We start from the raw sequence: 22,692 nt of genomic DNA, 5'->3' as shown, positions 1-22,692 counted from the left end.
CCTCTCAGTCCTTCACTGGTGCCGGCGCTCGTCGGGCCGCCGGGATCTGCGGGTGCGGCGCGTGGCCGAGCGTGTCGAAGGCGGCGGCGACCAGGTGTTCCCGCACGTCGTCGTGCGTCGCGCCGCTGTCGCGCAGGGCGATGCCGGCGACGGCCACGGCACCGAGGGCCCCCAGCACCCGGACGTGCCGCTCCGTGGTTCTCTCCGCAGCTCTCTCCGTGGCCCTCTCCCTGGCTCTCTCCAGGCGGGCGTCTCCTCCGAACGCGCCCAGGATGGTGTCGCCGATCTCGCGCAGATCCACCCGGTCGGTCGCGCTGACAACGCTCAGCACCAGCGACGCCGCGCCGGGGTGGCCGAAGGTCAGGTCGACGAGGCCGGTGAGCACCGCCCGGTCACGCTCGGGCCCGACCGGCAGGTCGGCGACGCTGTCGGCGACCTGCCGGCACAGGCGGACGCACCGCTCGACCACGGCCGCCCACAGCGCTTCCTTGCTGGGGAACCGGTGCAGGAGACCGGTCTTGGAGTAGCCGGCGGCGTCGGCGACGCTCTGCAGCGACGTGTCCTTGAAGCCGTGGCGGGCGAAGAGGGCCGACGCCTGTTCGACGATCTCGTCGTCGATCTGCTGCCTGGTGGGCCTGGGCACCGGACCAGTTTAGTCCATGTTGGACCAAGGTGGTCCGTTACCCGTCGAAGCGGACGAACGCGCGCAGGGTTCCCGGGCCGAAGTCGCGGATCTCGGCGTAGCCGAGGCTCTCGTAGAACGCCCGCTGGCCGGGCTCGTCGTCGGTGAGCAGCACCTTCTGGCGCACCGCGGCGTACCGGTCGAGCACCGCGGTGAGGAGGGCCCGTCCGACCCCGGTGCGCTGCTCGTCGGGCCGGACCAGCACGTCCTGCAGGTAGCAGATCGTGGCGTCGTCGGACAGCGCGCGCGCCAGCCCGACGAGGCGCCCCCCGCGCCGGGCCACGACCACGAACGAGGAGCCCGCGACCGCGGCGCGGAGCACGTCGGGTGCCCCGGTGTAGGCGGTCCAGCCGACCGAGGCGTAGAGGTCGGTCAGGTCGTCGAGCGCGATGTCGGTCGCCGGCTCCACGGTGAGGTCGTCCATCGGGCGATCCTAATGATCCATCTACCGCGTGCCGGACCACGACAGGCCCGCGTTGATTGCGGGTGCCGCGCTCACGCGGTCCCATCGGATCGTCGACGTGCGGCGTTCGGCCGGTGTTCGCCCGGCATTCAAAGGGAGTTTTGAGCTTCGACTGTTTTCATCGGGCATGCCCGACGAGCTTGGCCACGCGCTGCGCGCGCCCAGCCGGCTGCACGCGTTCAACCGCTACGAGATCAAGTACCTGCTGCCGGTCACGGCGGTGCCGGACCTGCGCGCGGAGCTGTCCGCGCGCATGGACCACGACGCGCACGGCGCCACCTACGGCGTCTGGAGCGTGTACTACGACACCACCGACCTGCGGTTCTACTGGGAGAAGATCGAGGGGCTCCGCTTCCGTCGCAAGCTGCGCGTGCGCCACTACGGCGACCGGTCGGGCGTCGACGGCGACACCACGGTGTTCGTGGAGATCAAACAGCGGGTCAACCGGGTGACGCAGAAGCGGCGGGTGTCGCTGCCGTACCGGTCCGCGCTCGCGCTGTGCGACCGGCGCGTCCCGGTGGGCCGTTCGGCGTTCCTCGACGAGGTCCTCGGGCTCGTGTCGCGCCTCGACCTGCGTCCGGTCGCGATGACCGGCTACCAGCGCGAGGCGTTCCTCGGCCGCGGTGCCGAGGTGGGCCTGCGGGTGACCGTCGACCGGCGCGTGCGCGGCCGCGACCGCGACTTCCACCTGGGCTCACCGGCGGAGAACCGGCTGATCGTGCCGGCGCGGCTCGCCGTCGTGGAGTTCAAGGCCAACGAGCGGGTGCCGTACTGGCTCACCGACCTCGCGGCGCGGATGAACCTGTCGGTGGTGCGCATGTCGAAGTACTGCCAGAGCGTCGAGGCGTTCGGTCGGGCGCCCCGTTCCGTCTTCCACGTCCCAGGAGTGCTGGATGCCGTTTGAGGTGCAGGATCTGTCCGGGACGTTCAGCGTCGGCGACATCGCCATCTCGTTGACCCTGTCGTTCGCGCTGAGCGTGATGATCGGCTACGTGTACCGGTTCACGCACCGGAACATCTCGTACAGCCAGTCCTACGTGCAGACGCTGGTGATCCTGGGCATGCTCATCGCGCTGATCATGCTCGTGGTCGGTTCGAACATCGCGCGGGCGTTCGCGCTGGTCGGCGCGCTGTCGGTGGTGCGGTTCCGCAACGCCATCAAGGAGACCCGCGACGTCGGGTTCATCTTCCTGGTGATGGGCGTCGGCATGGCCGCGGGCACCCGGTTCTACACGCTGGCGGTGGTGGCGTCGATCGCGATCTGTCTCGTGATCCTCGTGATGTACCGCTTCAACTGGTTCGCGGCGAACGTGCAACGGCAGGTGGTGAAGGTGCAGATTCCCCCGGACGGCGACCACCTCGAACCGGTGCAGGACGTGCTGATCGCGCACACGAGCGAGTTCGAGCTGGTCAGCATGGAGTCGATCCGGGGCGGTGCGTTGACCGAGGTGATGTACACGGTCCGCCTGCGCAAGGGTCACGACGCGGCCGGGTTGGTCGCGGCACTGGGCGAGCGGACGGGCGGCCAGCGGGTCACGGTGCTGACCGGGTACGACCAGACGGACCTGTGATGTCTCTCCGAACGCGGTGGCTGCGTCGTCGTGTGCCGGTGCGGGTGCGCCACTACTGGAAGCTGCTCGCGGTGTGCGCGACGTTCCTGGTGACGTGCGCGGTGGTGTTCAGCAACGTGCGGGTGACCCCGCTGGTCACGTCTCCGGGCCCGACGTCCGGCGACCCGGGCGAGGTGACCTGGAACGTGGGCGGGTCCGCGAGCGACCTCTTCGACCCGACGATGGCGCACAGCGTGTCCCTGCGCTTCCGCGACGACGACTACCAGCGGCTGCTCGACTCCTTCTGGACGGAGGGCGAGAAGGAGTGGCTGGCGGCCGACCTGACGATCGACGGCGTCCCGGTGCCGGACGTGGGAATCCGCCTGAAGGGCAACTCGACACTGGGCGGGCTGACGCGCAACGGTGCGGCGAGGCCGGGCGGCTTCCGGGGAGGGGGCGGGGTGCGGGGTGGCTTCGACCCGGGTGGTGGACAGCCCGGCGCCCCACCTGGTGCCCAGCCTGGTGGTGCCCAGCCTGGTGGTGCCCAGCCTGGTGGCGGCCAGCCCGGTGTTGGCCAGCCCGGTGGCGGGCAGCCTGGCGGGCCCGGGGGTGCTCAACCCGGTGCTCAACCCGGTGGCCAGCCCGGTGGCCCGGCCGGGGGGTTTGCCGGTGGCGGGTTCGGCCGGGTGACGCTGCGGGCCGAGGAGCCGGAGACCCTTCCCTGGCTGATCCGCTTCGACGAGTTCGTCGACGGGCGGCGTTACCAGGGACTGCGCGACCTCGCCGTCCGGGTGGCGGGGATGGGCGGCGCGCCGACCGTGCTCAACGAGGCCCTGTCGCTGGGTGTGCTCGCCGAGGCGGGCGAGGTGACGCAGCGCTACAGCTACACCAGCTTCACGGTCAACGACCGCCCGACGAAGGCGCGCCTGCTCGTGGAGCCGCCCGGAGAGGAGTTCGCCGCCCGGCTCGGCCCTCAGGGCGTCCTCTACAAGAGCCTCTCCACGGGGCAGTTCACCTACCGGGGCGACGACCCGACCAGCTACACCGACGACTTCGACCAGGTCACCATGAAGGGCAGCCGGGACCTCCGGCCACTGATCGACCTGATCCGATGGGTAACCACCAGCACCGACGCCGACTTCGACCGCCATCTCGCCGACCACGTCGACGTCGAATCGTTCGCCCGCTACGTCGCGGTGCAGAACCTGCTGCTCAACTTCGACGACATGGCCGGACCGGGTCGCAACTACTACCTCTGGTACGACCTGCGCGAGCGCCGCTTCACCGTGGTCGGCTGGGACTACAACCTGACCTTCACCGGCAGCACCGACCAGGGCCCGCACGACGCAGCGGCCCGACGGGGCGGGTTCGGCGGCCACCGGCTCAAGGAGCGCTTCCTCGCCAGCGCCGCGTTCCGTCCGGTCTACGAGGCGGCCTACCGCGACCTGTACCGGCGCATCTTCGCCGGCGGCGCGGCCCTACGCACCCTCGACGCGCTCGCGGCGGTACTGCCCACTGTGGACGGTCACGACGCGTCCACCTCCGACACCGACCGCCTACGCGCCCTGGTACGCCAGCGCACCGAGTTCCTGGCAACGGTCCTGTAGCACCGCCTCCTCCCGGGTGCGTTCACTGTGCCTCTCCCGGTTCCAGCCGGGGTGGCACGGGCGAACGGCACGCGGTCGCGTCGGTGACGGGCGCCGCGTCGGCCACGAACCTGTCGAGCGCGGCACCGTGCACCACGCGTGCGGGAAAGATGTCGCGGGCGGCGAGCACCCCGAGGTCGACCGCCGGCAACGACGGACCGGCGAGCAGCACCACGTTGCCGAACCGCCGGCCCCGGAGCACGCCGGGCTCGGCGATCAGCAGCACGTCGGGGAACACGGCGCGCAGCGTCGCCACCTGGTCGCGCACGTAGGTCAGCTGTCCGCCGTCGGACAGGTTGGTCGCGTACCAGCCGCCCGGGCGCAGTACGCGGGCGAATGCCTCGGCGGCCGACACCGGGCTGAGGCTCGCCGGCACGCTCGCCCCGTCGTAGACGTCGGCCACGAGCAGGTCGAACGCGCCGGCCGGCAGGTCGTCGAGCGCGGCGCGGGCGTCGGCGGCGTGTACCCGGATGTCGGCGTCGGCCGGTAACGGCAGCACCCGCCGCACGAGGCCGGTGAGCTGCGCGTCGTGTTCGATCACGACCTGCGTGGAGCCGGGCCGGGTGGCGGCCACGTACCGCGGCAACGTGAAGGCGCCGCCGCCGAGGTGAAGAGCGTCGATGGGACGCGCATGCGGCGCGACGGCGTCGACCACGTCGCCCAGCCGGCGCATGTACTCGAACTCCAGCCGCGTCGGGTCGGCGGTGTCGACGTGGGACTGCTGCGTGCCGTCGATGAACAGCGTCCACCCGGTGGAGTCGTGGGCGTCGGGGATCAGCGCGGCCAGCCCGAACCCGACGCGCTCGGCCCGTCCCCCGGAGTCGGCGCCCTCACCCGTGCCGTCGACGGCCTCCTCCGCCGGGTGCTCGGCGCGGTTCTCGATCACTGCGGTGCCCGACCGCTCAGCGTGCCGCGAGCTCGACGGCGGCGGCGACCATGGCGGCGGTCGCCTCGTCGTCGCGCATCCAGAGGGGCATGGCGCGGACGGGCAACCCCTCGACCGTGGTGCCGGCGTCGACCGTGTCGACGAGCCAGCCGTCCAGCAGTCCACCCGACGACCGTGCCCCGTAGAGACCGCCGACGCCGGCGGCACTGCACGCGACGCCGACCGCGCGCAGGCAGCGGTCGGCCATTCCCAGCACGGGCGCGTCGCCGATGATGCCCGACACGCCGACCACGCGCGCCGGTGACTTGGTGATCGCGTCGCGCACGCCCGGCACCGCCAGGATCGGACCGATGCTGACCACCGGGTTGCTCGGCCCGACGAGGACCAGGTCGGCGTCGGCGATGGCCGCCAGCACACCCGGCGCGGCGGTCGCGGTGGCGGCGCCGTCGAACTCGAAGCGGACCACCTCCGGCACGCCCCGGTGCCGGACCCACCACTCCTGGAAGTGCATCGTGCCCTCGGGCGTGACCACGTGCGTCTCGAAGTGGTCGTCGCTGGCCGGGAGCATCTCGATGCCCGGTCGCCAGCGGCGGCACAGCTCCGCGGTGGCCTCGGACAGAGTGCGCCCCTCGGCCAGCATCCGCGTGCGGACGAGGTGGGTGGCCAGGTCGCGGTCGCCGAGCCCGAACCAGCTGTGCGTACCGCCATAGGCGGCCAGCTCGTCCTTGACCACCCAGCTCTCGCCGGCCCGGCCCCAGCCGCGCTCGCGGTCGTTGCCCCCGCCGAGCGTGTACATGACGGTGTCGAGGTCGGGGCAGATCCGCAGCCCGTGCATGGTGACGTTGTCGCCGACGTTGACGATCGCGGTGACCACGGTCCGCGGCGTCGGGGCCTGTTGGGTGGCGGCCTGTTGGGTGGCGGCCTGTTGTGTGGCGGCCTGGTGTGTGGAGGCCCAGGCCCGGACGCCGGACAGGAACCGGGCACCCCCGACACCACCGGCCAGCACGACTATCCGCATGACGACCATCCTCGCGGATGGATCGGACGATCGGTGGGGAAGAGCGGCGTGGTGCTCGTCTCAAAACTTTTTGAGACCGGAGCCTGCCCTCAATCGAACATGTGTGCGAGGATCCATCCGGGGCGTGTGGCGGGGTGGATCGGGTTCGGGATCGGGTTTGGGATCGGGTTCGGTTTCGGGATCGCGGAGTGGGGCGGCGGCCGGTGTGAACGGGGGCGGCCGCCGGTCCATAATGGACAGACGCCGACAGGTCCGGATCGAATTCGTCCGGGTCGAGATCGTTACCACAAGCCACGAAGGGAATCGAGGGGGATCACCCGTGCGTGACCTTGCGGGCTCGGATTGTAACCGGTTGGCATCATTGTTGATGTCCCGCAACCGGGGGTGGTTCTCCGGGCGTCTGGCGGGTAGATGTGGATACACCGTGACGAGCCGCCCATGCCCCGGGCGCGCTCGTCAACCGTCGTGACACGAGGCGGTGGGCCGGGGGATGCGTAAGCGCAGTCGCAGAAGTCGTGACCGGAACGTCTTCGTCAACCTACTTGCCCTGCTGCTGTGCAGCGGGCTGGCCGGCGTGATCGTCGCCGCGCTGGTGTTTCCCGTCGTGGCGATGGGAGGCCTCACCGCGCGCGGTGGCGCCGACACCTTCGAGGGTCTGCCGACCGACATCAGCGTGCTGCCCTCGCCACAGGTCAGCTACGCGTACGCCAGCGACGGCGTCACGCCGCTGGCCCAGTTCTACGACGAGAACCGGCACGACGTGCCGATCACCGACGTCGCCGACGTGATGCGGCAGGCGGTGGTGGCGGCCGAGGACGCCCGCTTCTTCCAGCACAACGGCGTCGACCTGAAGGGCATCGCGCGCGCGTTCGTGAACAACCAGCGCGGCGGCGACACCCAGGGCGCCTCGACGTTGACGATGCAGCTGGTCCGGCAGATCTTCTCGTACTCGGCGAAGACGCCGCAGGAGGTCATCGCGGCCACGGAGGACACGCCCGAGCGCAAGCTCGCCGAGATCAAGCGGGCGCTGGCCCTGGAGAAGACGCTCACCAAGGAGCAGATCCTCGAGCGGTACATGAACATCGCCGCGTTCGGCAAGGGCGCGTACGGCATCTACGCCGCGGGCATGGTCTACTACGGCAAGAAGCCGGCGGACCTGACGCTCGGTGAGGCGGCTCTGCTCGCCGCGCTGCCGAAGGCGCCAGGCACCTACGACCTCACCACGAAGACGGGCCTGCCGGCGGCGCTCGCCCGGCGCGACAACTACGTGCTGCCGCAGATGGTGGAGCTGGGCTACATCACGCAGTTGCAGGCCGACGAGGCGATCGCCGCGGGTGCGCCGAAGATCGTCGGGCAGCGCACGCCCGAGGGCTGCACCGAGGTGCAGCCGCCGCAGCTGAACGGCGGGTTCTTCTGCGACTACCTGAAGCGCTGGTGGGCCGAGCAGACGGCGTTCGGCGCCGACAGCTACGAGCGGCTGAACCGGCTGCACTCGGCCGGCTACCGCATCGTGACGTCGCTCGACCTGCAGGCGCAGAACGCCGCGATGAACAACATCCGCAAGATCATGGACCGCAAGCGCGACCAGCACCAGGCGATGATGCTCGCCGCGGTGGAGCCGGCGACGGGGCGCGTCCGCGCGCTGGCGGTCAACCGGGTGTTCAGCAACGACCAGCGGGGGAACGGCCCGAACACCAACCCCGAGAAGCGCGGGCTGAAGGGCAACTACCCCAACACGACGGTGCCGCTGCTGAGCGCCGGCGGCGAGGTGCAGGGCTTCCAGGTCGGGTCGGCGATGAAGGTCTTCACGATCGTCGCGGCGCTGGAGCAGGGCCTGCCGCTGTCGACCGCGATCGACACGGTGTCGCCGTACAAGACGTCGTACCCGGTGGCGTGGAACAGCCCGGCGAGGTGCCCCGACGGTCCGTACTACTGTCCGCAGAACTCGGGCAACGCGCAGATGGGCCGGCGCGACATGTGGACCGGTCTCGGCTCCTCGGTGAACACGTACTTCGTGCCGCTGCAGGAGAGGATCGGCACGGAGAAGGTCGTCGAGGTGGCCCAGCGGATGGGCCTGCAGTTCCACAACGACGAAGACCGCAAGCTCGCGGCCGACGCGCACGAGTGGGGCGCGTTCACGCTCGGCGTCACCGACCAGACGCCGCTGGAGATGGCCAACGCGTTCGCCACGCTGGCCGCCGACGGCAAGTACTGCAAACCGATTCCGGTCGTGGAGGTCAAGGACGACAAGGGCAACGTGATCCCGGGTGCCGAGACCCAGTGCAAGCAGGTGATCGACCCCGACGTCGCGCGTGCCGCGATCGACGCCGCCCGCTGCCCGGTGGGCGACCAGTCGCAGTTCGGCAAGTGCAACGGCGCCACGGCCGGCGACAGCCGGAGGATCATCGGCTACCCGATCTTCGGCAAGACCGGCACCACCGACGACGAGCGCTCCGCGACGCTGGTCATCTCGACGAAGCAGCTGAGCATCGCCGGCTTCTACACCGACCCCGACTTCCCCCTGACCCGCGAGCGGTTCAAGCACGCCAACGGCGTCAACCCGGTCGTGCAGGGCGCCCTCCGGGACGCGATGGCGGGCAAGCCACCCCAGGGCTTCGCCCGCCCGAGCAACCGGCTCGCCCTGGGCACCTGACCGGCCGGGTCGGCCCGGTCACCTGACCGGCCGGGTCACCTGAGGGGCCGGCTCGCCCGCGCTCCGCGCAGGACGCCGGGCACGCGGCAGGCCGGCTCGGGCCGGGGCCACCGTCCCGGGCCGGCCACGGCGCGAAGCGGAACGGTCAGCGGCGGGTGTCGAGGCGGCGCATCCGGTCGAGCACCGTGTCCGCCGTCGGCTCGGGAAGGTCGTCGACCAGGGTGCCGTCGGCGAGGAAGACCACGCGGTCGGCGTACGCGGCGGCCGTCGGGTCGTGGGTGACCATCACGACGGTCTGGCCGAACTCGCTCACCGAGCGTCGCAGGAAGCCCAGGACCTCGGCGCTCGAGCGCGAGTCTAGGTTGCCGGTCGGCTCGTCGGCGAACACCACGTCGGGACGCGGCACCAGCGCCCTCGCGCACGCGACCCGCTGCTGCTGACCACCGGACAGCTGTGACGGCCGGTGACCGAGCCGGTCGCGGAGGCCGACGGCGTCGACGACCGTGTCCAACCACGCCGGGTCGGGCCGGCGGCCGGCGATCGACAGGGGCAGCAGGATGTTCTCCCGCGCGGTCAGCGTGGGCAGCAGGTTGAACTGCTGGAACACGAAACCCACCCGCTCGCGGCGCAGCCGGGTCAGGGCGGTGTCGCGCCGGCCGGTCACCTGGGTCCGTCCGATGTGGACACTCCCGCGGGTCACCGTGTCGAGGCCGGCCAGGCAGTGCATCAGGGTCGACTTGCCGGACCCCGACGGTCCCATCACCGCGGTGAACTGACCGCGGGTCAGCGCGACGCTGACGCCGCTGAGGGCGGTGACCTCGGTGGCGCCCGCGCCGTAGACCTTCCACACGTCGTCGGCCCGCGCGGCCGCGTCCTCGTCAATGGCCATCCCGGAAGCGTTGCGCGCGGTGCGGGGACGGGCATTGGCCCGAGGGGGAGGTCCGGGGGTATATCCAGCACTACCGCCGCGCCCGCGGCGGGCCGGTAGCGTCGACGGTCATGCCGGTCCGCACCGCGCTCGACGCGCTCACGTTGCGGCCCACCCGGTTCCTGCGCACCCGGTGGCCCTGGCGGTCGATGCTGTACCTGGTCACCGGCGCGATCCTCGGCAGCCCGCTGATGATCCTGCTCACCGCGTACGACTCGAGCCCGGCGCTGCTGGCCGTCGGACTGGTCGCGGCCGTCGTGATGCCGGTGTGCGGGGTCTGGGTCGCGCGGCTCGAACGGTGGCGGCTGCGGCTGGTGGACGACGACCGGCTGCCGGACCCCCACCGGCCGCTCCACCGGCGGGAGCGGTGGCTACGGGTACGGCTGCGCGAGCAGGCCACCTGGCGCGAGATCGGCTACACGACAGTCTCCGTGCTGGTGCTGGGCTTCCTCGACGGGATCCTCGTGCTGTGCATCGTCTTCTTTCCGCTGGTCTTCCTGTGGACGCCGGCCCACGACCCGATCACGCCGACGATCCCCACCATCACCACGATGGTCCTCGGCGTCGCGCTCATCGGGGTGCTCCCGTTCGTGGTGACCGCGTGGGCCGGCGCCCGCGGCGCGATCGCCCGCGTGCTGCTCGCCCCACGCGGCACCGACCTCGGCGCGCGGTTGGTCGAGGTGACCCGCTCGCGCGCGCGGCTCGTCGACGCGTTCGAGCTGGAGCGCCGGCGCATCGAGCGGGACCTCCACGACGGCGCCCAGCAACGGCTCGTGGCCCTCAACGTGCAGCTCGGCCTGGCCAGGCTGGAGACGCCGACCGACTCCGCGGCCGCCGAGCCGCTGGCCCGGGCACACGAGCTGGCCAAGGAGGCGCTGACCGAGCTGCGCGAGCTGATCCGCGGCGTCCACCCGCAGGTGCTCACCGACCGGGGACTCGGTGCCGCGGTGCACGACGTCGCCGGCCGCTCGCCGGTGCCCGTCGACGTCGACGTGCGGCTGCCCGGCCGGCTGCCGCCGTCGATCGAGGTCGCCGCGTTCTTCGTCGTGGGGGAGGCGCTCACCAACGTGGCCCGGCACAGCGGCGCGAACCGGGCGGCGGTCACCGCGTCGGTCGACGGCGACCGGGTGCTGCTGCGCGTGCGCGACGACGGGGTCGGGGGAGCCGACCCGGCCGGCGGCACCGGCCTCGTCGGGCTGGCCGACCGGGTGGCGGCGGTCGGCGGGACCGTCGCCCTGTCGAGCCCACCGGGCGGCCCGACGGTGCTCCAGGTCGACTTCCCCGGCGCACCGTGACCGTGACCCGCGACGCCACGACGCACGGCGGCGCGACGCTGCGGGTGGTCGTCGCCGAGGACGGGCTGCTCACCCGGGAGGGCATCACCGCGCTGATCCGCCGGTTCGGGCACGAGGTGGTCGCCGCTGTCGGTGACGCCGACACGCTCGTCGACGCCGTCGGCGCGCACCGGCCCGACGTCGTGGTCACCGACGTGCGCATGCCGCCGTCGTTCACCGACGAGGGCCTGCAGGCCGCGTTGCGGCTGCGACGCGACGACCCCGACCTGCCGATCCTGGTGGTCAGCCAGTACGTGGAGCAGACGTACGCGGCCGAACTGCTGGAGTCGGCCCGGCCCGGCACGGCCGGCATCGGCTACCTCCTCAAGGACCGCATCGGCGACATCGTCGAGTTCGTCGAGGCGCTCGGCCGCGTCGCCGCCGGTCACACCGTGGTGGACCCCGAGGTGGTGCGGCAGCTGCTGAGCCGCCGCCGCGACCCGCTGACCCGGCTCTCCCCGCGCGAGCGGGAGGTGCTCGCGCTGATGGCGGAGGGCCGGTCGAACGCCGCGATCGCGCGCGCGTTGTTCGTCAGCGAGGCCGCCGTGGCCAAGCACATCGGCAGCCTCCTGGCCAAGCTCGACATCTATCCGGACGGGGACGATCACCGCCGGGTCCGTGCGGTTCTCGCCTATCTGCGTGGCTGATTCTGTGGGTCTGCACCCGGTTGCGCCCGCTTCGGCGATACCCGCGTGGCTCCGGTTCGTGATCGTCCGGTGTGGGTACCGTGATGGTCATGTCTGGCGGCGCCGAAGTGATGGTGCTCGATGCGGGCGATCCGGTCGCGGTCGCGGCGGTGGACGCGATCCACGCCGGTGACGTCGTGCGGTTGCGGCAACTGCTCGCCGACCACCCGGGACTCGCCACGGCCCGGCTGGGTGACTACGACGGCCGGCCCGACGGCGGCGTGTCCCGCACCCTGCTGCACGTGGTGGCCGACTGGCCCGGCCACTATCCGAACGGCGCGCAGAGCGTCGCGGCCCTGGTCGACGCCGGCGCGGACGTCGACGCCCGGTTCACCGGTCCACATCAGGAGACGCCGCTGCACTGGGCGGCCAGCAACGACGACGTCGCCGTCCTCGACGCGCTGCTCGACGCCGGCGCCGACATCGACGCGCCGGGCGCCGTGATCGGCGGCGGCACGCCGCTGGCCGACGCTCGCGGCTTCGGGCAGTGGCGGGCCGCGCGGCGGCTGGTGGAGCGCGGCGCCCGCGTCACCTGCCAGGACGCGGCGACGCTCGGCATGATCGACCGGCTGAAGGCGTTCTTCGCCGATGCCGGTGCGGAGCCGCCCGAGCCGGCCGAGGTGAACCGGGCGTTCTGGGGTGCCTGCCACGGCGGGCGGCAGGACTGCGCGGCGTACCTGCTCGGCCGGGGCGCCGAGATCAACTGGGTGCCGCCCTGGGAGGACCACACCCCGCTCGACGTGGCCGTCCGCAGCGGCTCCGACGGCGTGGTCGCATGGCTTCGCGACCGCGGCGGCCGGCACTTCGCGGAGTTGAAGGCGGGCTAGCCTGGCCCGGTGCGGTTCGGCGTGCTCGGTCCGCTCGCCGTCTGGACCGACCTCGGCGAGCCCGTCGCCGTACCCGGTCGCAAGGTGCGGGCGCTGCTCGCCGACCTGCTGGTGCACGAGGGCCGCGCGGTGTCCGCCGACCGGCTCGTCGCCGACCTGTGGGCCACCGACGCCGCCCCGGCCGACCCCACCGCCGCGCTGCACGTGCGGGTCTCGCAGCTGCGCCGGGCGCTGGCGCCCGCCGGCGGCAGGGAACTGGTCGTCTCGCAGCCGCCGGGGTACGCCCTGCACGCCGACGCCCGGGTCGACGCCGTCCGGTTCGCCGCGCTGGTCGCCGACGCACAGCGGGCCGGCGACCCGGCGACCCGCGCACGGCTGCTCGGCGAGGCGCTGGGCCTGTGGCGCGGTCCGGCGCTGGCCGACTTCGCCGACGAGGAGTTCGCGCGGCCGGCGGTCGCCCGGTGGGAGGAGCGGAAGGTCGCCGCGGTCGAGGCGTGGGCGCAGGCGCGGCTGGAGCTGGGCGAGCACGCCGCGCTCGCCGGCGACCTGGCCGCGTACGTGGCGGAGCACCCGTTCCGGGAACGGCTGCGGGCCGCCCACCTGCGGGCGCTGTACCGGTCGGGACGGGGCACCGAGGCCCTCGACGGCTTCCACGACCTGCGCACCCGCCTCGCCGACGAGCTCGGGCTCGATCCGGGCCCCGAGCTGGTGGCGCTGCACCGCGCGATGCTGTCGGGCGACCCGGCCGAGGACGCGCCGGCCCCGCACAGGGCGCGGTCGGTGGTCGCGCTTCCGGCGCCGGTCACGCGGCTCATTGGACGCGAGGAGCACGTCGCACGCGTACGCGAGCTGCTCAGTACGAGCCGGCTGGTCACGGTCACGGGGCCGGGCGGGGTGGGCAAGACGAGCGTGGCGCTGGCGGTGGGCTGGTCGGTGGCCGACGCCTACCCCGACGGCGTGTGGCTGGTCGACCTGACCACGTGGGACGGGCGCGGGGACCCCGCCGACCCGGTGCTGTCGGTGCTGTCGGTCCCGGAGGCGCCGGGCGGGGCGCAGCCGCCGGGGGAGCGGCTGGCCGCGGCACTACGGGAACGGCGGACGCTGCTCGTGCTCGACAACTGCGAGCACGTCGTCGAGCCGGTCGCCGCCCTGGTCGGCGGGCTCCTGGCCGCCGCGCCGGGCCTGCGGGTGCTGGCGACCAGCCGGGAGCCGGTGCGGGTCCGCGGGGAGGCGCGGATCGACCTGCCGCCGCTGGAGGTCCCCGACACCGACGACCCCGCGCGGCTGGCCGGGTCGGCCGCGGTGACGCTGTTCCTCGACCGGGCCGACCTGGGCCGTGCCGCCGACCCGGAGACCGTGGCGGGGGTCGCCGAGCTGTGCCGTCGGCTCGACGGGCTTCCGCTGGCCCTGGAACTGGCCGCCACCCGGGTCGCCGGCCTCGGCGTTCCGGAACTGGTGGCCCGGCTGAGCGTCCCGCACGACCGGTTCGGGCTGCTGGCCTCCGGTCCCCGCGACGCTCCCGCCCGGCAACGGACGCTGGCCGCGGTGATCGACTGGAGCTGGCGCCTGCTCTCCGGGCCCGAGCAGACGGCGCTGCGCCGGCTCGCGGTCTTCGCCGGCGGCTGCACGCTGGAGGCCGCCGGGGCGGTGTGCGCCGCCGGCCCCGTGCTCGACGTGCTCACCGGGCTGGTCGACCGGTCGCTGGTGGTGCGCCGCGACGGCCGCTACCGGCTGCTGGAGTCGGTGGCGGCGTTCTGCCTCGACCGGCTGCGCGAGGCCGGCGAGGAGGACGAGGTGAGGCTGCGGCACGCCGACCACGTCCTCGCCCTGGTCGAGCGGGCCGACCCGCACCTGCGCGGCCGCGACCAGCGCACCTGGCTCGACCGCCTGGCGGCGGAGGCGGCCAACGCGCGCGTCGCGGAGGACACCTACCGGCGGCACCGGCTCGGTGACCGGGCGGTACGGCTGGCGACGGCGCTGGTCTGGTACCGGTTCCTGCGCGGGCGGCTCACCGAGGCACGGCTGTCCCTGGAGGCGGCGCTCGAGCTGGCCGACCCGGGAACCGCCGGGCTGGCCCGCGCCTGGCACGCCGGGCTCGCGCTGCGCCAGGGTCTCGCCAAGCCCGACGCCGCCGAGGCAGCGCTCCACGCCGACGACGCGCAGCGCGCCGACGGGGGCCTCGACAGGACCGCCGACCCGGTCGGCCGGGCCCGCGCCGAGTGGTTCGTCGCCGGTGGGCTCGTCGACCTCGGCGACCAGCCCGCCACCGGCGCGCTGCTCACGTCGTCCCTGAACGCCTTTCAGAACGCCGGCGACCGCTGGGGCGAGGCGGCCGTGCTGAGCACTCGGGCCATGCTCGCCCACATGCGCGACGACGCCGACGCGGTCGAGCACGACGCGCGCCGCGCCGCCGACCTGTTCCGCGCGCTGGGCGACGAGTGGGGCGTGCTCCAGGCCACCGACTGGCTGATCGGGCTGGCCGACATGACCGGCGACCCCGCCGAGGCGGCCCGGCTGGCCCGCGTCGGGCTGACATCGGCGCGGGACCTGGGCCTGTCGACCGACGTGGCCGGCCGCCTCGGCTGGCTGGCCTGGACGGCCCTGCAGACCGGCGACCACGCCGCCGCCCGCGAGCACGGCGAGCGCTCCCGGCGACTGTCGGCCGAGCAGGGCCACCGGGCCGGCGAGGTGTTCGCGACGCTCAGTGTGGCGTTCGCCGCCCGCCGCGGCGGCGACCTCGACACGGCCGCCGAGCTGCTCGACCGGCTGCTGGAGTCGGCGGGCGACCAGGGCGGCAGCCCGCCGTACGTGCCGATGGTGCTCACCGAACGGGGGCTGCTGCTGGCTCAGCGCGGCGCCGCCGCACCGGCGCTGCGGGCCCTGCGGGAGGCGTTCGAGCTGTCGAAAGCCCAGGGCTCGTCGCGCGGAATGGCGTGGGCGCTGCACGGGATGGCCGCCGCGGCGCTGGTCGACGGCCGGGCCGACGTGGCGGCCGGCCTGCTCGGCACCGCCGACGCGGTGTGGCGCCACGCAGGGCAGCCGATGCCCGGCTCCGACGCCTCCGAGGTGGCCCGCACCACGGAGGCGGTGCGGGCCGCCGAGCCGAACTTCGCGGTCCTGTTCGCGGAGGGCGCCGGGCGGTCGCCCGAGGAGGCTCAGCGCGGCGTGTAGACGTGCACGACGATCCCGGAGTCGAACCGGTTGACGTCGGCGAGCTTCAGGTGGGTGGTGTCGAAGCCGGCGCCGTCGAACAGGTGCTGGCCGGCGCCGACGATCACCGGGAAGTACCAGAAGTGGAACTCGTCGACCAGGCCGTGCTCGACCAGCGTCCGGTCGAGCTGGCCGGTGCCCCACTTCAGGATGTTGGCGCCCGGCTGCTCCTTGATCTTCGCGACCTCCTCGGCCACGTCGCCGCGCAGGACGGTGCCGCCCCAGGGCGCTTCCGTCAGGGTGCGGGACGCCACGTACTTGGTCATCGCGTTGACCTTGTCGGCGAACGGGTTGGACTGGCCAGCCCAGGCCTCGGCCATCCCCTCGAACGTCACCCGGCCCATGAGCAGGGTGTCGGCATTCTCGACGGTCTTGGCGGCGTAGCCGTTGTGCTGCTCGTCCCAGTACTTGTTGCCCCAGATGTGTGGTTCCGCGCGGGAGGTGGTGGACGGGCGGGTGTCGGAGATGACCCCGTCCAGGGACACGAACGTCGACTCGACAAGTTTTCTCATGCCCCCGACCCTGCCCGGACGCCCTTACGGTTTTCTTCAGATCCGGGTCCTGGATCTTTCGATGGCGTCGCCATAAGGTTAGGCAAGCCTTTCTTGAGACGTGGGGGATGCGAGTGACGAACCGGCTCTCGAGGCAGCTGCGCGCCTCCGGCCGCGACGACCATCGCCGGGCGGAACGGTCGCCGTACCTGGCCGCCCTGGTCGAGGGCTCGCTCGACCGCGACGGGTACGCGGCGATGGTCGCGCAGCACTACTTCATCTACGAGGTGCTCGAACAGGCGGCGGCGGTGATGCGTGCCGACCCGGTGGTCGGTCCGTTCGTCACCGACCGGCTCACCCGGCTGCCGGCGCTCGAACGCGACCTGCGCTTCCTCCTCGGGCCCGGCTGGCGCTCGGCGATCGGGCCGGGCCCGGCGACCGACCGGTACACCGCGCGGATGCGTGAGGTCTGCTTCGACTGGAACGGCGGCTTCCTCGCCCACCACTACACCCGCTACCTCGGCGACCTGTCCGGCGGCCGGTACATCGCGGAGGCCGTGCGGCGGGCGTACACGCTGACCGGCAGCGACGGCACCGAGTTCTACGTGTTCGACGGCATCCCCGACCCGGCCGGGTTCAAGGAGACGTACCGCGCCCTGCTCGACGCCACCGACTGGCCCGACGACGAACGCGACCGCATCATGGCCGAGCTCCGGATCGCCTACCAGCTGAACATCGACGTCCTCGACGACCTCGAGTCCGCAGTGAGGGAACGCGCCGCGTGACCGTCGGAGCGAAGCGGAGACGGTTACGCGGCGGGTTTGTGCGGGATTTCGGGGGCAGAGCGTGACGTTCGGTCCCGAGGTCGTGGCCGCGGTGTGCCGGCACATGAACGACGACCACCCCGACGACAGCCTCCTCATCTGCCGCACGCTCGGCGGCCGCCCCGACGCCACCGCCGCCCGGATGACCGGCCTCGACGCCGTGGGTGCCGACTTCGAGGTGACCGGCGACAGCGGCGTCGGGCACGTGCGCCTGCCCTGGAGCACGACGCTCACCGAGCGCCCCCAGATCCGGCGCGAGGTGGTGCGCATGTACGAGGAGGCCTGCGCGGTGTCGGGTCAGCGGCCCCGCAGCCACTAATGCGGTAGCCGCCTCCGGGCCCGGCTTGTACCGTCCGCGGCATGGACGCCATCCCGGTTCCCGCGGACTTCAGCGGCGTGGTCTCGATCGACAGAGCCGACGACAGCGCCGGCGAGCCGTCGGTGCGGCAGGCCCACGGCCTCGCCAACCGCGCGGCCGGCATCCCGAACCGGGTCGACACCCGCTTCGGTATCGCCAGCGGCTCCAAGGGTTTCGTCGCGGTGGCGGCCGCGAGCCTGGTGGAGTCCGGTGAGCTGCGGCTCGACACCACCGCCCGGTCGGTGCTCGGCGACGACCTGCCGCTGATCGCCGACGACGTCACCGTCGAGCACCTGCTGGCCCACCGGTCGGGCATCGGCGACTACCTCGCCGAGGGCGACGACGACGATCTCACGCAGTACGTGATGAAGCAGCCGGTGCACGTCCTCGACCGCACCGAGGCGTTCCTCGCCGAGCTCGACGGATACCCGACAGTGTTCGCGGCCGGCGAGCGGTTCGCCTACAACAACGGCGGTTTCGTGGTGCTGGCCCTCATCCTCGAGCGGGTGAGCGGCGTACCGTTCCACGACCTGGTCCACGCGCGGGTGTTCGCACCGGCGGGCATGGCCGACACGGCCTACCTCCGCTCCGACGAGCTTCCCCCGAACACGGCCCTCGGCTACCTGCACGCCGACGGGCTGCGCACCAACGTGCTGCACCTGCCGGTGCGGGGCAACGGCGACGGCGGCGCGTACAGCACGGCGGCCGACCTGAGCACGTTCTGGCGGGCGCTGTTCGCCGGCAAGCTGGTGTCGCCGGAGCTCGTGGAGAACCTGGTGCGCCGGCACAGCGACAAGGCGTGGCTCGACATGGCGTACGGGCTCGGCTTCTGGCTGCGGCCCGATGGCAAGGTACAGCTGGAAGGCTCCGACGCCGGTGTGTCGTTCCGCTCGGTGCACGACCGGGAGACGGCCACCACGTGGACGTTCATGTCCAACTGGACCGACGGCGCCTGGCCGGTCGCGCGTCAGGTCATCCCGGTGACGCCCCCACAGTCGGCTTGACCGTCGACAGGTGCGTCGACGCGTCCGGGTCGGCGCGCACGACCACGGTCGAGCCCAGCTCCACGCCGAGTGCCAGGAACGCGTTCCGGGTCGTGGTGACCACCACCGGCGTCCCGTCGACCTCGACCTCCAGCCGCATCTCGAACCCGATGCGCGTGATGCGCGTGACCGTGCCGGTGACGTCGTCGGGCGCCGCCGGACCGGGGTGCAGGTGCAGGTCGTGCGGGCGCACGAGCCGGCCGCCCAGCGTGGTCACCGGGCCGAGGAAGCGCATGACGAAGTCGTTGGCCGGCCGGTCGTAGAGGTCGTCCGGGGTGCCGATCTGCTCGACGCGCCCGTCGTTGATGACGACGATCCCGTCGGAGACCTCCAGCGCCTCCTCCTGGTCGTGGGTCACGAACACCGTGGTGACGTGCACCTCGTCGTGCAGCCTGCGCAGCCAGTCCCGCAGCTCCTTGCGCACCTTGGCGTCGAGCGCGCCGAACGGCTCGTCGAGGAGGAGGACCGTCGGTTGCACAGCGAGAGCGCGCGCCAGCGCCATCCGCTGCCGCTGCCCGCCCGACAGCTGCGACGGCAACCGGTCGGCGAACTGCTCCAGGTGCACCAGCTTCAACAATTCGTCGACGCGCGAGCGGATCTCGTCCCTGGGCCGCTTGCGGATCTCCAGGCCGAACGCGACGTTGCGCCGCACCGACAGGTGCTTGAACGCGGCGTAGTGCTGGAACACGAAGCCGACGTTGCGCTTCTGCGGCGGCAGCTTCGTCGCGTCGACGCCCTCGATCTCCACCGAGCCGCTGTCGGCGGTCTCCAGGCCCGCGATGATGCGCAGCAGCGTCGACTTGCCGCCGCCGGACGGTCCGAGCAACGCGGTCAGCTTGCCCGACGGGATGCTCACCGACACGTCGTCGAGCGCCACGAAGTCGCCGAACCGCTTGTTCACACCAGAGATCTCGATACTCACGGCTTTTCCTTCGGCCTGAGGATGGACACGACGACGATCGCGGCGACGGCGACCAGGGCGAGCAGGAACGCGGTCGCGTAGGCACCGCCGCGGTCGAAGTTGAGGTACTTCTCCTCGACCACGAGCGTGGCGGTGCGGGTCTCGCCGAGCACGTTGCCCGACACCACCTTCACCGCGCCGAACTCCCCCAGCGACCGGGCCAGGCTCAGCACCACGCCGTAGATGACGCCCCACCGGATCGCCGGCAACGTGATGCGCAGGAACGTCTGCGCCGGGCTGGCACCGAGGCTGCGCGCGGCCTGCTCCTGCTCGTCGCCGACCTCTTCGAGCACCGGTACCACCTCCCGGATCACCAGCGGCAGCGCCACGAACGTGGTCGCCATGACCATGCCCGGCGTGGAGAAGATGATCTGCAGACCGGCCGACTCCAGCGGCGGGCCGAACCAGCCGGAGCGTCCGCCGTAGACGAGCACCAGCGCGAGCCCCACGACGATCGGCGACACCGACACCGGCAGGTCGAGCAGCGCGCTCAGCAACCGCTTGCCCCGGAAGTCGTAGCGCACCAGCAGCAGCGAGACGCCGACGCCGAAGACGGTGTTGATCAGCACCGCGCTGAGGGCCACCTGGATGGTCAGGCGGATCGCGTGTGTGGTGTCGGGGTCGCTCAGGATGGCCTGCAGGTCGGTCAGGCCGTCGGCGAAGGCGTTGCGTACCACCAGATACAGCGGCCAGGCGACCAGCAGCACGAGGTACCCGACCACGACCGACCGCCGTACGTACCTACCCACGGCGCACCACCCTCCGCTGGATCACGTCGAGGAGCACGATGACCGCGAACGAGATCGCCAGCAGCACGGTCGCCACGGCGGCGGCGCTCTCGAGGTTGTCGTTCTCGATGCTGCTGAGGATGCGCACCGACGTCACCTCGGTGCGCATCGGCAGGTTGCCCGACAGCAGCACCAGCGAGCCGTACTCGCTGACGCCACGGGCGAACGACAGCGCGGCGCCGGCCGCGATCGCCGGCGTCAGCGACGGCAGGATGATGCGGCGGAACGTGGTGAACCGGCTCGCGCCGAGCGAGGCGGCCGCCTCCTCGACCTCGCGGTCGAGTTCGGACAGCACGGGCTGCACGGTGCGCACGACGAACGGCAGCGTGACGAACAGGAACGCGAGGAACACCGCGACGCGCGTGTTGGCGATGTCGACCCCGAGCGGGCTGTCGGGTCCGTAGAGCGACAGCAGCACCAGACCGGCGACGATCGTGGGGAGCGCGAACGGGATGTCGATGAGGACCTCCAGCGCCCGCTGGCCGAAGAACCGGTCGCGTACGAGGACCCACGCGATGAGCGTACCCATGACGACGTTCACGACCGTCACCAGCAGTGCCGTCCCGACCGTGAGCCGGATCGCGGCGGCGGTCTGTTCGGAGGTCACCGAGTCCCAGAAGGCGGCCCAGCCGCCCTCGCTCGCGGTGACCACGACCGCGAGCAACGGGATGAGAACGAGCAGGCTGAACCAGATCATCGCGATACCGAGGCCGATGGCCGGTCCGCGGGTGAGCCGCCGCCCGCCCCGGAGCGTCCGGCGGGCGACCGCCGGACGCTCCTGGAGAGCGACCGTCACTTCGACTTCCCGGACGCTGCGATGATCTTGACGATGACGCCTTCCTTCTCGTCGAAGAACTTCTTCGACAGCGCCGACCAGCTCTCGAAGTCCTTCTGGACGGTGAGCAGCTTCTCCGGTGTCGGGAAGGGGTTGTTCGGGTCCTTGGCGCCCTTGACTCCCTTGGTGTCGACGCCGTCGACGATCGGGCGGAAGCCCTTGAGCGCGAACTGCCGCTGGCCCTTGTCGCTCAGCACGAAGTCGAGCCACGACTTCGCCTTCGCGTGCGAGTTCTTCGTGATGGCGCCCGGGTTCTCGATGAGGATCGTGGTCTTCGGCACCACCCACTCGAGGTCCTCACCGTTCTGGGTGGCGAGGATGGCCTCGTTCTCGTAGGCGAGCAGCACGTCGCCGGTGCCGCCGAGGAAGCTCGTCGTGGCGTCGCGGCCGCTGCCGGGCAGGGCGACCACGTTGTCGAAGAGCCGGGTGAGGTACTCGGTCGCCTGGGCGTCGGTGCCGCCGTTGGCGGAGATGTGGCCCCAGGCCGCGAGCGCGTTCCACCGGGCGGCACCCGAGGAGGCCGGGTTCGGCGTGACGATCTTCACGTCGGGCCTGATCAGGTCGTCCCAGTCCCTGATGTTCTTCGGGTTCCCCTTGCGGACGGCCAGGACCACGATCGACGACGAGACGATGCCCTTGTTCGGACCGTCGTCCCAGGACGCGTCGACCAGGCCGGCGTCGACGAGCCGGGTGACGTCGCTCGACACGGAGAAGTGCACGTAGTCGGCCTTGAGGCCGGAGACGACCGCGCGGCTCTGGTCGCCGGAGGCGCCGTACGAGGTCTTGAACCGTACGCCCTTGCCGTCGGAGGTCTTGTTCCACTCGGCCTGGATCGCCTTGTTGGCGGCTTCCGGCACCGCGAAGCCGACGATGTTCAGTTCGCCCGCGTCACCCGATCCGCCGTCGCCGCCACCCCCGCAGGCCGCGAGGGCCAGCGCGGCGGCGAGTGTGACAGCGATGGTCGCCCGTCTCATTCTTTCCCTCTATTCCTATCGAAGAGACTATTCCTATGGAACCGGTAGACTTGATGGGCAGCGTAGGTTTATCGGCGACCCTCGGTCAATGGGACGTTCGTCCTACCCCGGTGGTGGCTCGATGAGGTGGGTCAGCGTGACCCGGTCGACCACCTCGGTGATCGCCGTGTCCAGCGACCGCCACATGTCGCTGAGGCCGGGCGTTGCGGGATGGTCGGCGCGCCCGCCGACGGTGGTCAGCGCCCCGTCGGCGATCCGGAGGATGTCGCCGACGCTGATCTGCTCCGCCGGCCGGGCCAGCCCGTGGCCGCCGTTGCTGCCCCGCAGGCTGGTGACGAGGCCGCCGCGGCGCAGGTCGACCAGGATCGTGGTGAGGAACTTGACCGGGATCCGTTGGGCCTTCGCGATCTCGGCCGCCTTCACCAGGCGCGGGTGCGCGTGGGCGATGACCAGCATGGCCCGCACCGCGTAGTCGGTACGGGCGGAGATGTGCACGACGGCGCTACCCCGATCACTCGGTACGGTGGACCATCAT

The 22,692-nt window shown here is 72.2% G+C and carries 22 protein-coding genes; 11 read left to right on the top strand and 11 right to left on the bottom strand.

Going from position 1 to position 22,692, the window contains the following annotated elements; genetic code table 11:
* Positions 1-4 precede the first annotated feature (4 nt).
* Complete coding sequence (locus Voc01_RS10005) at positions 5-643, bottom strand: TetR/AcrR family transcriptional regulator (RefSeq protein ID WP_203927032.1); 639 nt, start codon at positions 641-643, stop codon at positions 5-7.
* Positions 644-680: 37 nt separating this feature from the next.
* On the bottom strand, positions 681-1,106 hold the full coding sequence (locus tag Voc01_RS10000) for a GNAT family N-acetyltransferase (protein WP_203927031.1): 426 nt from the start codon (positions 1,104-1,106) through the stop codon (positions 681-683).
* 166 nt (positions 1,107-1,272) lie between these two features.
* Here Voc01_RS10000 and Voc01_RS09995 point away from each other — a divergent pair, with 166 nt between their 5' ends.
* The 3 genes from Voc01_RS09995 to Voc01_RS09985 are packed head-to-tail and all read left to right on the top strand — an operon-like array spanning position 1,273 to position 4,302.
* Entirely contained in the window at positions 1,273-2,049 is a 777-nt protein-coding gene (locus Voc01_RS09995; protein ID WP_203927030.1) for a polyphosphate polymerase domain-containing protein, read from the top strand.
* Positions 2,039-2,716 carry a DUF4956 domain-containing protein gene (locus Voc01_RS09990; RefSeq protein WP_203927029.1) on the top strand — a complete coding sequence of 226 codons (678 nt, stop codon included), beginning with the start codon at positions 2,039-2,041 and terminating at the stop codon, positions 2,714-2,716. The genes Voc01_RS09995 and Voc01_RS09990 overlap by 11 nt, the downstream gene beginning before the upstream one ends.
* Positions 2,716-4,302 (top strand): CotH kinase family protein, encoded by a 1,587-nt coding sequence (locus tag Voc01_RS09985; RefSeq protein WP_203927028.1) that lies wholly within the window; start codon positions 2,716-2,718, stop codon positions 4,300-4,302. The genes Voc01_RS09990 and Voc01_RS09985 overlap by 1 nt, the downstream gene beginning before the upstream one ends.
* Before the next feature lie 22 nt (positions 4,303-4,324).
* Here Voc01_RS09985 and Voc01_RS09980 read toward each other — a convergent pair whose 3' ends face one another.
* Positions 4,325-5,128 carry a spermidine synthase gene (locus Voc01_RS09980; RefSeq protein ID WP_373873803.1) on the bottom strand — a complete coding sequence of 268 codons (804 nt, stop codon included), beginning with the start codon at positions 5,126-5,128 and terminating at the stop codon, positions 4,325-4,327.
* 115 nt (positions 5,129-5,243) lie between these two features.
* Positions 5,244-6,245 carry a 2-phospho-L-lactate transferase gene (cofD, locus tag Voc01_RS09975; protein ID WP_203927027.1) on the bottom strand — a complete coding sequence of 334 codons (1,002 nt, stop codon included), beginning with the start codon at positions 6,243-6,245 and terminating at the stop codon, positions 5,244-5,246.
* Between the two features lie 490 nt (positions 6,246-6,735).
* Here cofD and Voc01_RS09970 point away from each other — a divergent pair, with 490 nt between their 5' ends.
* Positions 6,736-8,898, top strand: coding sequence for a transglycosylase domain-containing protein (locus tag Voc01_RS09970; protein ID WP_203927026.1), 2,163 nt, complete (start codon positions 6,736-6,738; stop codon positions 8,896-8,898).
* Between the two features lie 145 nt (positions 8,899-9,043).
* Here Voc01_RS09970 and Voc01_RS09965 read toward each other — a convergent pair whose 3' ends face one another.
* On the bottom strand, positions 9,044-9,787 hold the full coding sequence (locus Voc01_RS09965) for an ABC transporter ATP-binding protein (RefSeq protein WP_203927025.1): 744 nt from the start codon (positions 9,785-9,787) through the stop codon (positions 9,044-9,046).
* A 110-nt stretch (positions 9,788-9,897) separates the two neighbouring features.
* Between Voc01_RS09965 and Voc01_RS09960 the strand changes: the two genes are divergently transcribed.
* From Voc01_RS09960 to Voc01_RS09945, 4 genes are all read left to right on the top strand, one after another.
* On the top strand, positions 9,898-11,121 hold the full coding sequence (locus Voc01_RS09960) for a sensor histidine kinase (protein ID WP_203927024.1): 1,224 nt from the start codon (positions 9,898-9,900) through the stop codon (positions 11,119-11,121).
* 38 nt (positions 11,122-11,159) lie between these two features.
* The gene (locus Voc01_RS09955) at positions 11,160-11,807 is read left to right on the top strand and encodes a response regulator transcription factor (protein ID WP_203927091.1); all 648 of its coding nucleotides are present in this window, start codon (positions 11,160-11,162) and stop codon (positions 11,805-11,807) included.
* A gap of 89 nt (positions 11,808-11,896) precedes the next feature.
* Complete coding sequence (locus tag Voc01_RS09950; RefSeq protein ID WP_203927023.1) at positions 11,897-12,673, top strand: ankyrin repeat domain-containing protein; 777 nt, start codon at positions 11,897-11,899, stop codon at positions 12,671-12,673.
* Between the two features lie 9 nt (positions 12,674-12,682).
* Positions 12,683-15,844, top strand: a complete 3,162-nt coding sequence (locus Voc01_RS09945; RefSeq protein ID WP_203927022.1) for an AfsR/SARP family transcriptional regulator — start codon at positions 12,683-12,685, stop codon at positions 15,842-15,844.
* Here the strand turns inward: Voc01_RS09945 and Voc01_RS09940 are convergent.
* A complete protein-coding gene (locus Voc01_RS09940) occupies positions 15,829-16,395 on the bottom strand; it encodes a dihydrofolate reductase family protein (RefSeq protein WP_203927021.1) in 567 nt (188 codons plus the stop codon). The genes Voc01_RS09945 and Voc01_RS09940 overlap by 16 nt on opposite strands.
* 113 nt (positions 16,396-16,508) lie before the next feature.
* Between Voc01_RS09940 and Voc01_RS09935 the strand changes: the two genes are divergently transcribed.
* The 3 genes from Voc01_RS09935 to Voc01_RS09925 all read left to right on the top strand — a co-directional run bounded on the left by Voc01_RS09935 (position 16,509) and on the right by Voc01_RS09925 (position 18,560).
* On the top strand, positions 16,509-17,159 hold the full coding sequence (locus Voc01_RS09935) for a biliverdin-producing heme oxygenase (RefSeq protein ID WP_239160080.1): 651 nt from the start codon (positions 16,509-16,511) through the stop codon (positions 17,157-17,159).
* Positions 17,160-17,220: 61 nt separating this feature from the next.
* On the top strand, positions 17,221-17,517 hold the full coding sequence (locus Voc01_RS09930; protein ID WP_203927019.1) for a DUF2470 domain-containing protein: 297 nt from the start codon (positions 17,221-17,223) through the stop codon (positions 17,515-17,517).
* Between the two features lie 41 nt (positions 17,518-17,558).
* Entirely contained in the window at positions 17,559-18,560 is a 1,002-nt protein-coding gene (locus tag Voc01_RS09925; RefSeq protein WP_203927018.1) for a serine hydrolase domain-containing protein, read from the top strand.
* Here the strand turns inward: Voc01_RS09925 and Voc01_RS09920 are convergent.
* From Voc01_RS09920 to Voc01_RS09900, 5 genes are all read right to left on the bottom strand, one after another.
* Positions 18,529-19,521, bottom strand: a complete 993-nt coding sequence (locus Voc01_RS09920) for a sulfate/molybdate ABC transporter ATP-binding protein (protein ID WP_203927017.1) — start codon at positions 19,519-19,521, stop codon at positions 18,529-18,531. The genes Voc01_RS09925 and Voc01_RS09920 overlap by 32 nt on opposite strands.
* Positions 19,518-20,309: a sulfate ABC transporter permease gene (locus Voc01_RS09915; protein ID WP_203927016.1), complete on the bottom strand. Its 792-nt coding sequence runs from the start codon at positions 20,307-20,309 to the stop codon at positions 19,518-19,520. Before Voc01_RS09915 ends, Voc01_RS09920 begins: the two co-directional genes overlap by 4 nt.
* Positions 20,302-21,144, bottom strand: coding sequence for a sulfate ABC transporter permease subunit CysT (cysT, locus tag Voc01_RS09910; RefSeq protein WP_203927015.1), 843 nt, complete (start codon positions 21,142-21,144; stop codon positions 20,302-20,304). The genes Voc01_RS09915 and cysT overlap by 8 nt, the downstream gene beginning before the upstream one ends.
* Positions 21,141-22,157 (bottom strand): sulfate ABC transporter substrate-binding protein, encoded by a 1,017-nt coding sequence (locus Voc01_RS09905; RefSeq protein WP_203927014.1) that lies wholly within the window; start codon positions 22,155-22,157, stop codon positions 21,141-21,143. The genes cysT and Voc01_RS09905 overlap by 4 nt, the downstream gene beginning before the upstream one ends.
* Before the next feature lie 102 nt (positions 22,158-22,259).
* The gene (locus Voc01_RS09900; protein ID WP_203927013.1) at positions 22,260-22,652 is read right to left on the bottom strand and encodes an RrF2 family transcriptional regulator; all 393 of its coding nucleotides are present in this window, start codon (positions 22,650-22,652) and stop codon (positions 22,260-22,262) included.
* Between the last annotated feature and the right edge of the window lie 40 nt (positions 22,653-22,692).

This window comes from Virgisporangium ochraceum (assembly GCF_016863655.1).
GTDB classification, from domain to species: domain Bacteria; phylum Actinomycetota; class Actinomycetes; order Mycobacteriales; family Micromonosporaceae; genus Virgisporangium; species Virgisporangium ochraceum.
Note: the sequence above shows the minus strand (reverse complement) of the source record. Positions and strands in the feature narration are given on the sequence as shown.